The following is an 11,826-nucleotide window of genomic DNA, read 5'->3' on the forward strand; positions in this document are numbered from 1 at the left end:
TGTCCTGCCGCCGGTCGATTTCACGGTCTCGGCCTCGTACAATGGCCAGACGGTGGAAGTGGACAAATTCAGCTCCTACGTGGAGCGTGAAATTCCGTTGCCGGATGGTATCGATCCGAGCAAGGTTACGACCGCAGCCGTGCTTGCGGCGGACGGAACCTTGCATCATGTGCCGACTTACGTCACGCTTCGCGATGGAAAGTATTATGCGGTCGTGAACAGCTTGACGAACAGCACGTATACGTTGATCTGGCACCCGATGACGTTCGAGGATGTATCGGGACACTGGGCCAAGAATGCGGTGAATGACATGGCCTCGCGGATGGTGGTTAAGGGCGTCGATGCGACGCATTACAATCCGGATGCAGCGATTACCCGCGCTGAGTTCGCGGCCATTATTATGCGGGCGGCGGGACTTGCTGAAGGGCAGCAAACCTTGATGTTCAGAGATGTAAATGCCGGAGATTGGTACGCCAGCGCGGTGGCGATTGCTCAGGAGTACGGCATTATCGCAGGATACGGGGACGGAACGTTCCGTCCAAACCAGACGATCTCCCGTGAAGAAGCAATGGCGATGATAGCCCGGGCGATGAAGCTCGCGGGACTTAGCGCCAATGTCAGCGATGCGGAATCCGAATCCATACTCGCCTCGTTCACGGATAAAGCGGAGGTAGACGCATGGGCGAAACAAGCCGTTGCGGCTACGGTGAAGTACGGATTGGTTACAGGCTCCGAAACGGGACTGCAGCCGTCGAGAAACATCACCAGAGCGGAGACCGCTGTGGTCGTGCAGCGGATGCTGATCAAGGCCAAGCTTATCGATAGTAAAATTTCATAGTATACAAGCTGAAACATTTTACTTTAACACATAGAGCTTGCATTCCCCCCTCCTATTCCCCGCCTTGGGGAATTTTTTTTTGTCGAAATAGCCTTTATAGTGGAAAAGATCGGCGAAAGCTGCGCCAAAAAAAGCACAATAAGGACGGCAAAATTTCGTGAGGTGAACGAATGAAAAGGTTTTATCGGAAAAAGGTCTCGGTTTTTCTTGTATTTATGCTCTTGTTGTCGCAATTTGCCGTATTTCCGCATGTTGGATATGCGGCCGCCAGCTTGGTTCAGTCACTGGCCGGTGGTAATTATCACAGCTTGGCGGTAAAGAGCGACGGCACACTGTGGGCATGGGGGTATAACGGTTCCGGTCGATTGGGCGATGGCACGACGACAAGTAGGTATACGCCTGTACAAGTGCTAAGCGATGTTCGGGCAATAGCCGCTGGAACTAATCACAGCTTGGCGCGAAAGAGCGACGGCACGCTGTGGGCATGGGGGTATAACGGTTCCGGTCAATTGGGCGATGGCACGACGATCGATAGGCATACGCCCGTACAAGTGCTAAGCGATGTTCAGGCAATAGCCGCTGGAGGTAGTCACAGCTTGGCGCTAAAGAGCGACGGCACGCTGTGGGCATGGGGGTATAACGGTTCCGGTCAATTGGGCGATGGCACGACGACCAATAGCAGTACGCCCGTCCAGGTGCAAGGTCTAAGCGGTGTACAGGCAATAGTCGCCGTAAATGGTCACAGCTTGGCGCTAAAGAGCGACGGCACGCTGTGGGCATGGGGAAATAACGCTGAAGGTCAATTGGGCGATGGCACGATTACCGATAGAATAACGCCCGTCCAGGTGCAAAGTCTAAGCGATGTTCAGGCAATAGCCGCTGGAGGTTATCACAGCTTGGCGCGAAAGAGCGACGGCACACTGTGGGCATGGGGGTATAACGGTGATGGTGAATTGGGAGATGGCACGACGACCAATAGCAGTACGCCCGTCCAGGTGCAAGGTCTAAGCGGTGTACAGGCAATAGTCGCCGTAAATGGTCACAGCTTGGCGCGAAAGAGCGACGGCACGCTGTGGGCATGGGGATATAACGCTTTTGGTCAATTGGGCGATGGCACGACGATCAATAGAAGTACGCCCGTTCAAGTGCAAGATCTAAGCGATGTTCAGGCAATAGCCGCCGGATATTTTCACAGCCTGGCGCGAAAGAGCGACGGCACGCTGTGGGCATGGGGAAATAACGGTGAAGGTCAATTGGGCGATGGTACGACGACAAGTAGCAGTACGCCCATAGCGGTTGTATTCCCGCAGACGGACGCGGAAGCGGTGGCAGCGGACAAAGCGGCGTTGGCGATCGGGTATGCGTCGGGAGACAGCGCGGCGGGCGTGACGCAGGGCGTGACGTTGCCGGCCAGCGGCGCAAGCGGCACGGCGATCAGTTGGACGTCGGACAATACGGCCGTGATCGACGGAAGCGGCAGCGTGAACCGACCGGGCTACAGCGCGGGAGATGTGGCAGTGACGTTGACGGCGACGATCAGCAAAGGCGCTGAGTCCGCTACGCAGATGTTCCCGGTGACGGTGACGAAGCTGGCGCAGACGGACGCGGAAGCGGTGGCAACGGACAAAGCGGCACTGGCGATCGGGTATGCGTCGGGAGACAGCGCGGCTGGTGTGACGCAGAACGTGACGCTGCCGACCAGCGGCGCGAGCGGCACGGTGATCAGCTGGATTTCGGACAGTTTGGCCATCTACAGCAGCGGAGCGGTGACGCGCCCAAGCTACACGCAAGGGGATGCGACGGTCACGCTGACCGCGACCATTGTCTCCACCAACGGGACGGTGTCGGACACGAAGGTGTTTACGGTAACATTGACGAAGCTGGCGCAGTCGGACACGGAAGCGGTGGCAACGGACAAAGCGGCTTTGGCGATCGGGTATGCTTCGGGAGACAGCGCGGCGGGCGTGACGCAGAACGTGACGCTGCCGACCAGCGGCGCAAGCGGCACGACGATTAGCTGGACGTCGGACAACGCCGCGATCGCGGTGAGCGGGGGGAGCGGCGCAGTGACGCGCCCGAGCTTCAGCGCGGGGGATGCGGGAGTGGCGCTGACGGCGACGATAAGCAAAGGCGCGGCGACAGATACAAGGATATACGTTCTGACCGTAAACGCGCAGGAAGGAACAGCGGCGTCTTCTCCGGGACCGACTTCCACTGGCGGCATATCAGACAGCTCGACGGATTTCCGCATCATTATTAACGGCAAGGAGCATGGACAAATTGTCAAGGAGGCTGTAACCGAAGAGAGCCAGCAAGACGTGCTGACATTGACTGTTGACGCTTCCCGATTGGCGGACTTGCTTGCGAAAGAAGTAGACAAGTCGACCGTTATTATTCCTGCTGCGTTGTCGGAGAACGCGGAGGAAGTGACGGTGGAATTAACCGGCGACGCGGTGAAAGCGATGGAAAACAAGCAAGCCGACTTGGAAGTGCAAACGGCAAACGGGAACTACAAGCTGCCTGCAGCGCAGGTCTTCATCGACCAAGTAGCGTCGCAGCTTGGCGGGCAGGCGAAGCTGTCGGACATCGTCATTCATGTGAGCATTGCGAAAAGCGACGCGGAGAAGGTCAAGCTTGTGGAAAGTACGGCGGAGAAAGACAAGTTTACCGTCGTCCTGCCGCCGGTCGATTTCACGGTTACGGCCTCGTACAATGGCCAGACGGTGGAAGTGGATAAATTCAGCTCCTACGTGGAGCGTGAAATTCCGTTGCCGGATGGTATCGATCCGAGCAAGGTTACGACCGCAGCCGTGCTTGCGGCGGACGGAACCTTGCATCATGTGCCGACTTACGTCACGCTTCGCGATGGAAAGTATTATGCGGTCGTGAACAGCTTGACGAACAGCACGTATACGTTGATCTGGCACCCGATGACGTTCGAGGATGTATCGGGACACTGGGCCAAGAATGCGGTGAATGACATGGCCTCGAGGATGGTGGTTAAGGGCGTCGATGCGACGCATTACAATCCGGATGCAGCGATTACCCGCGCTGAGTTCGCGGCCATTATTATGCGGGCGGCGGGACTTGCTGAAGGGCAGCAAACCTTGATGTTCAGAGATGTAAATGCCGGAGATTGGTACGCCAGCGCGGTGGCGATTGCTCAGGAGTACGGCATTATCGCAGGATACGGGGACGGAACGTTCCGTCCAAACCAGACGATCTCCCGTGAAGAAGCAATGGTGATGGTTGCCCGGGCGATGAAGCTCGCGGGACTTAGCGCCAATGTCAGCGACGCGGAATCCGAATCCATACTCGCCTCGTTCACGGATAAAGCGGGGGTGAACGTGTGGGCGAAACAAGCCGTTGCGGCTACGGTGAAGTACGGATTGGTTACAGGCTCCGAAACGGGACTGCAGCCGTCGAGAAACATCACCAGAGCGGAGACCGCTGTGATCGTGCAGCGGATGCTTGTTAAGGCCAAGCTTATCGATAGTAAAAATTCATAGTATACAAGTTGAAACAGGGCTGCTCCCGAGTAGATTTTTTACTCAGGGCAGCCCCGTTTTATGAATGCTTTCAGCAAATTACATAATCGCATCGCACTCGGTAATCATGACCGTAAGATTTTTCGACAAGTCCAGATCGTAAGGTTTGGTTAATCGTTGTCCGTATGGATCTTTGATTACCCGTACGATGGGACGGCTTGGAGAATGGAACAAGTATTGCGCGACGACTGCCGTTTCGCCCGAATTCAGCCTCACGGTTACGCCGATCGGATAGGAGGCCACGGATTGGCGAAAAGTTTGAATAATACCGGCGTCGAAATGGGTATTCGTTTCCGCGAACAACACCTCCATCGCTTCATGCGGAAGCATCGCTTTTCGATAGGACCTGGAGGAAGTCAGAGCGTCATACACGTCGGCTACCGCCATCATTTTTGCATACGGATGGATTTCATCGCCTATCAAGCCTCTTGGATACCCGGAACCGTCAAGCTTCTCGTGATGCTGATAGGCGCAATGAGCGGAAAGTAGCGAGATGCCCGGCTGATTTCTTAATAATTCGAATCCGTCCGCCGGATGATTTTTGATAAGATCAAACTCTTCAGGGCTCAGCCTTCCTTTCTTGTTCAACACATCCAGCGGAATTCTCCATTTGCCTATATCATGAAACACGCCGCCGATCGCGATTTCATTTAATTGTTTTTCGTTATATCCTGCCTTTACGGCCATTGCCAGCGTATAGATCGCGACATTGATCGAATGGGAAAAAATATAGTTATCGTGAACAAAAACATTGGTCAATAGGCTCAGCACTCTTTGATTCGTGCGAAGCTCGTAGATAAGATCCTTGAACACTTTTTGCAGTTTATCGGCATTCAAAGGATTCACTGCTCTTAAAACTTTATTGTTTCCGGATTGCAATTGAGCAAAGGTGTCTTGAATCGCATGAGCCGCCTCAATCCGTAATTCCGCCGTTATGTCATCGATGATTTCCAGGTCGTCGGTAGCCTTGTCCTTAATATATAGATGCGGAACATTTCGCCCCTTCAATCCGTCAATCATTCTTTCCGTCAACGCCACGCCTATTCCGAGTAAAACCGTACCTGCATCCGTAAAGATGGGCTTGGCGATCTCCATCCCCGGATAACAATTGGCTATTGAAACTAACCTCATCTTTACGCTCCTTATGCAAGTGCCCTGTTGAAGTCCTTATACCTTTGTAGGAATAGATTTAACCAGTTTTAAGGAAATCGTATCATGGATAAATGAAAAATAGAATGGATTTACTTAAAGAGTTGACATGTAAATTTTTCAAATGATTGTCGAGCGAGATATGGATCCGAGTCGAGGAGGAGTATGTCGAAAGTAGTCGAATATAAGATTTACTGTCCTGCGGATTGTAACAAGAAGGAGAAGTCTATGAAACGGAAATTACTAGCGCTCTTCATCACGCTTGCGATCATCGCCGGCACGTACGGAACAATTCCTGCCATTCTTAAGCACGGCGACAACGGAGCGCCGAAAGCGGCTCGCGGCGTATTGGACTTATCGCAGTGGCGATTCGAGGCAGACGGCGCCGTCAAGCTCGACGGCGAATGGGAATTTTATCCGGAGCGGCTGCTGCAACCGCAGGACTTTGCCGGAGAAAGCTTTCCCTTCCCGCAAACGATTGCCGTACCGGGCTCTTGGTCGGACAAGATGAATACGTTCGGCCAAGCAACGTACCGGCTGCGCGTAAACATAAACGAAGGGAATCAGGTTTACGGCCTGAAAACGTTATCGATTCAAATGGCTGCCCGGATCTTCGTAAACGGTCAAACGGTCGGTGCCAGCGGGAATCCATCGGGTGATCAAACGTACGAAGCTAAGAACAAGCCGATTGTCGGTTATTTTACATTACGGCCCGGTCTTAATGAAGTGATTGTTCAAGTCGCCAACTATGACTTGCCGGCCAGCAGCGGTATCAAACATGCGATTTATTTTGGAATCCAAGGCCAGATTACGAAGCTTCAGTCCAAAGCGCTCGCGTACGATTGGATTACGGTAGCTTCTTTTTTGGTGATGGGACTGTATTTTGTCGGCTTGTCCGCCCAGCGCAGAAAAGATTATTTCCTGCTCAGTTTCGGGTTATTGAGCGTCTTCTTCGCGTTGTATTCGGCGTGCATTGGCGAACGGATTGTGTATGACGTGTTCGGTGACTTTCCGATCTGGATCTTTCTGCGCGTTCAGATTTTTTCCTCGCTTGGAGCTGGCATCGGGGTGCTCCTGTTCGTTTTTTCGGCGTTCCGTCCGTTTTGCTCCGCGCGGCTCGTCCGGATGGGGCTCGTCGCCGGATTGATTCAAATCATTCTTGTTTGTGGGTTTTACAGCTTTACGTACAATGAAGCGATGCGGTTGTTTCATGCGGTATATTCTGTTGCTACAGTTATTTACCTTATGTATGTACTCGTATTGGCCGCTTTGCACAAGACGGAAGGAAGCTTATATTTGGCCGTCGCGGCCATTGCCCTTAACGTGTACGCTTTTGTTCAAAACATAAACGTACATCTCGCAGTTCCCGTCTTCACCTTTCAGCCGGTAACGCCGTTTCTGTTTTTGCTGATGCTGGCGCTCTTCATGTCGATGCGCTTCTCGAATGCTTATAAGCAGAACGTACAAATGTCTGCCCGGCTTATTCAGGCCGATAGGCTGAAGGACGAGTTTCTCGCCAATACGTCCCATGAGCTGAAGACGCCGATTCACGGGATCATCAACCTCTCGCAGGCGGTGCTCGAAGGCGCGGGCAGCCGAATGAACGACGCCGAGCGCGACAATCTGGGGGCTGTCGTGTCCGTTGCGCGGAGACTGGCCAATCTGATCAATGACATTCTCGATTTTTCCAAATTGAAAAATGGAGAGATTGTTCTGAAGCGGAAAGCGGTCGGATTGCGGCCGCTGGTGAGTGTGGTGCTGGAGATGTTCCGGCATATGGCCGGGGGCAAGCAGGTAGCGTTCGTCGATGGGTTGCCCGGCGATCTTCCCGACGCGGATGCCGACGAAGACAGGCTGGCGCAAATTCTGTACAATCTGATCGGCAATGCGCTCAAGTTTACTTCGGAGGGCGAAATTCGCGTGACGGCTCTGGCAAGGAACGGACGGCTGGAAATATCCGTTCACGATACCGGGATCGGCATCCCGCAGGACAAGCAGGAAGCGATCTTCGAGTCGTTCGAACAGGCGGATCAAGCGATTGCGATGGAGTATGGCGGCACAGGGCTGGGACTAAGCATTACCAGACGTCTCGTTGAACTTCATGGCGGGACGATTCGCGTGGAATCGGAAGTTGGCAAAGGCTCGGTATTCACGTTTACGATGCCGGCGGCAACCGGAGCAACCGGCATAGCAGCGAAGCAGGAAGCTGTCGCCGTACTGCCGCGCGGATTGGCGGAGTTGGCCGCAGGAGCGGTAGCTCCGTCGCAGGGGGCGGTCCGAACGGACAGAGGAGGGGAATTCACCATACTGGTCGCGGATGACGACCCGGTTAACCGGCAAGTGCTGATCAGTCTCTTGTCTTCAGACCATTGCTCCGTCATCGCTGTTTTGGACGGGAAGGAAGCATTGCGCGAAATTGAACAAAATCGGCGCATAGACTTGGCGGTGCTCGATCTGATGATGCCCGGCATGTCCGGTTACGAAGTGTGCCGGAGTATCCGCGAGCGGTACTCGTTGTCCGAGCTCCCGGTGCTGCTGCTGACGGCGAGAAACCGACCGGAGGACATAGTGGCTGCTTTCGAAGCTGGGGTGAACGATTTTCTCGGCAAACCGGTCGAGGCTGGAGAGCTCAGAGCGCGCATCTGGACGCTCCTGGAAATGAAAACGTCGGTCAGCGAGTTGATCAGCTCGGAGATGGCTTTCCTGCAGGCGCAGATCAAGCCGCATTTTCTGTTTAACGCGCTCACTACGATCATGTCGGTCAGCTACACCGATGTCGGCAAAGCGCAGATGCTGCTTGGGGAACTGAGCCAATATTTGCGGAGCAGCTTTGATTTTCAAAACCGTGAGCGGCTTGTGCCGATTCGCAAGGAACTGGAGCTTGTAGAGGCTTACCTGAATATCGAGAAAGCGCGGTTTGGCGAACGGCTGCAAACGATTTGCGAGGTTGACGGAAGCGTCAACAGCCTGATTCCTCCGCTTGTCATTCAACCGATCGTGGAAAATGCGGTCAGGCACGGCGTTATGGAGCAGACGAATGGGGGAACCGTGCGTATCTCGGTAACAGAGGAGGAAGACGCCGTCGTAATCGTCGTAGCGGATGATGGTAAGGGAATTTCAGAGGAAACGTTGGCTGCGTTGAAAGAACAACGGGGCGGCTTGGGCGGCGTCGGTCTGACCAATATTGAACGCCGCTTGCGCGGCTTGTACGGTACAGGGTTGAAGTTCGAGAGTGTGCAGGGGCGAGGAACGAAAGTAACGATACGGATTCCTGCGAGGTGATGCGAATATGCTGCGTGCGATTCTGGTTGATGACGAAGAGCCGGTGCTGAATTATATGGAAAGGCTGCTTGGCGCAAATGGAAATGTCGAGATTGTCGGAAAGTTTATCCGACCGGAAGAAGCGATCGATAGAGTCCGGATTGAGCAGATTGATGTCGTGTTTCTCGATATCCAGATGCCTGGGATGACCGGCATCGAAGCTGCCGAATACTTGATGGAGTCGGCTCCGAGAATAGATATCGTTTTTGTTACGGCATACAATCAGTATGCGGTCGAAGCCTTTGAACTGAGCGCCGTCGATTATGTGTTGAAGCCGCCAACGGCTGACAGGCTGAATAAGACGATTGAACGTTTGTTGTGGAGACGGATAGCTCGGGATCGGGAAGGGCTGATGGAGCGAAACGAAGCGAGCGGGGCTGATGAGGCGGTTCGGGCAGGCTTTTACAGCTTCGGACGCTTTGAATGGATCGTTGCTGCGCAATCGGGGACGGCAGCAGTGAAATGGAGAAGATCCAAAGAACGAGAGTTGATGGCGTATCTGGTGCACAACCGCAACCGATTCGTTCTGAAAGAGAAAATTCTTGATGATCTTTGGGGAGGCACAAAGCCGGAACAAGCCGCCAATTTTTTACATACTTGCGTGTACAGCATCCGAAAAAAGATGAATAGCTTCGGGCTTACCCCTATGCTGGAGTATCGGAATAGCGGATATCGGCTGGAAATGGGGGAGTCGTGGTGCGATGCGGATGAATATGAGCGAATGGCCGGCGGTGACATGGAGATTAATTCGGGCAATATCGGCGAATTCGAAACGATCGCCAAATTGTACAAAGGAAATTACATGGAAGATGACGGATTCCTCTGGGCGCGTGAAGCGGAAGGGAAATGGAAGGACGCCTATGTCGTATTCATGAAGCGTATGGCGGACTACTACATTTCTGCGAACAAACTTAAATCGGCTGCAAGCTGCCTGCAAAGCGCTCTGCAGAGGAACCCGTTCCCCGACGATATCAACGAGACGATCCTTCAGGTGTATGCGAGGTTGGGAGACCGGCAGTCGTTGATCCGGCATTACGAACAGTTTGCGAAGCTATTGAAAGAAGAATTGGGCATTGCACCGATGGAAACTACGGTTCAATTGTTCGAACGATTGTGCAGCGGCAGCGCCAGCGATATTACGTTGGCGTGAGCCGCTTTTTTTGTGGGTCAGAATTTGGTCAGAGCGCTATGCTATGCTGAAATATGTCGGTTTATGTGGAAAATATGTGGTCGAGAGGCTGCAATAATTATAGGAGGAGTGTAACTTGAAATATTTTAATCGTTTGAAAGAAGGAAATAGAAGTCCCTTTAGTAGGACAGCAATAGGACGGAAGAGTCTTTTGATGATTGCAGCACTTTGCTTAATGATGTTTTATTTCTTTACTATGCCTGCAAAGGCTTCTGTGACCTACGACTCTACAAAATTTAGTACTATTAATGGATCTGGGACAAGTATAACAGATGGTAATTTTAAATTTACTTCTTCAGACAGTACTGGGGTTGTAAACGTTAATGTTGATCAATATGGGGTTTATTCATCATCCACACAGACATCGGGAATTATTAATATTTCCTCTGCGACTAGTAGTAATGTATTTACGATAGAGAAACTATCAGTGAATGTCTTTGATAGTGCAACAAACTCAGCCACATTTACTGTGACTTTTGATGACAGTTCTAGCTCATATACTGCAACTGTAAGCAGAACTAGTAATGATCGCCAGGCTATCGTCAACAGTAACACATTAAATTATAAAGATTTTACATTTCCTACACCAATTACCACTAGTGCCGTTCACATTCAGATAAGTGTTAACGCAAGTAATATATATAATCTTACTTCTGTGGATAGCTTTCAGGTGAGTGCACTTCCTGCAGTACCTGCGCCGACAGCAAGCGTGACCGCAGCTACGATTCCGAATACAACGAATGTGACGACAGCGCAAAGCACAGAAGCAGGCACGCTGTATCTGGTGCTTGACAGTGCAAACATCACGACAGTGATTGCAGCGGATGATGCGGTAACGGGAGGCACAGCAAAGAAAGCAACAGGTGTTACGGCGAATACACCGACGATGATCAGTACAGCAAGTTTAGCTGACGGAAACTATAAAGTGATTGCCGTGGATGCAGCAGGGAACGTATCAGCGGAATCAACGGGTACAATTACAATTGATTCGACAGCGCCAACGTTAAGCTTAACCAGTGCAAGTGCAACGACCGAAACGACGACAACCTTAAACTTCACATCGGATGAAGCAGGAACCTACTACTACGTAGTCTATGCAGCGGCAGACGCAGCACCGAATGCGGCAGCAATTGAAGCACAAGGAACAGCCGTAGCCAAAGGAACAGCGGCAGCAGGCGCAACAGCGAACACGGCTAGCGTATCAGGCTTGACCGCATCCACAGCGTACAAGGCCTATGCCATCGTCAAGGACGCGGCTGGCAATGCTTCGAGCGTAGCGACAATCCCGTTCACAACGATAGCAACGCCGGATACAACAGCGCCAACGTTAAGCTTAACCAGTGCAAGTGCAACGACCGAAACGACGACAACCTTAAATTTCACATCGAATGAAGCAGGAACCTACTACTATGTTGTCTATGCAGCGGCAGACGCAGCGCCGGATGCGGCAGCGATTGAAGCACAAGGAACAGCCGTAGCCAAAGGAACAGCGGCAGCAGGCGCAACAGCGAACTCGGCTAGCGTATCTGGCTTGACCGCATCCACAGGGTACAAGGCCTATGCCATCGTCAAGGACGCGGCTGGCAATGTTTCGAGCATAGCGACAATCCCGTTCACAACGCCGGATACAACAGCGCCAGCGTTAAGCTTAACCAGTGCAAGTGCAACGACCGAAACGACAACAACCTTAAATTTCACATCGAATGAAGCAGGAACCTACTACTACGTTGTCTATGCAGCGGCAGACGCAGCGCCGAATGCGGCAGCGATTGAAGCACAAG

General features: G+C 52.6%; 5 protein-coding genes and 1 pseudogene. 5 read left to right on the forward strand and 1 reads right to left on the reverse strand.

Annotated elements, in window-relative coordinates:
• Positions 1 to 838, forward strand: an 838-nt coding sequence (locus ACFPPD_RS21640) for an S-layer homology domain-containing protein (protein WP_378083304.1), incomplete at its 5' end; no start/stop codon positions are given.
• Between the two features lie 170 nt (positions 839 to 1,008).
• A complete protein-coding gene (locus ACFPPD_RS21645) occupies positions 1,009 to 4,347 on the forward strand; it encodes an RCC1 domain-containing protein (RefSeq protein ID WP_209750464.1) in 3,339 nt (1,112 codons plus the stop codon).
• 78 nt (positions 4,348 to 4,425) lie between these two features.
• On the opposite strand, the gene ACFPPD_RS21650 is transcribed toward ACFPPD_RS21645, so the two are convergent.
• Positions 4,426 to 5,517: an HD-GYP domain-containing protein gene (locus ACFPPD_RS21650; protein ID WP_209750466.1), complete on the reverse strand. Its 1,092-nt coding sequence runs from the start codon at positions 5,515 to 5,517 to the stop codon at positions 4,426 to 4,428.
• Between the two features lie 246 nt (positions 5,518 to 5,763).
• On the opposite strand from ACFPPD_RS21650, the gene ACFPPD_RS21655 reads away from it, so the two are divergent.
• From ACFPPD_RS21655 to ACFPPD_RS21665, 3 genes and pseudogenes are all read left to right on the forward strand, one after another.
• Positions 5,764 to 8,817, forward strand: a complete 3,054-nt coding sequence (locus ACFPPD_RS21655; protein ID WP_209750468.1) for an ATP-binding protein — start codon at positions 5,764 to 5,766, stop codon at positions 8,815 to 8,817.
• A gap of 7 nt (positions 8,818 to 8,824) precedes the next feature.
• Positions 8,825 to 10,006, forward strand: a complete 1,182-nt coding sequence (locus ACFPPD_RS21660; protein WP_209750470.1) for a response regulator — start codon at positions 8,825 to 8,827, stop codon at positions 10,004 to 10,006.
• A 115-nt stretch (positions 10,007 to 10,121) separates the two neighbouring features.
• Positions 10,122 to 11,826, forward strand: a pseudogene (locus tag ACFPPD_RS21665) (hypothetical protein); the annotation flags it as partial.

It is taken from the genome of Cohnella suwonensis (assembly GCF_042655365.1).
In the GTDB taxonomy this organism is placed as follows: domain Bacteria; phylum Bacillota; class Bacilli; order Paenibacillales; family Paenibacillaceae; genus Cohnella; species Cohnella suwonensis.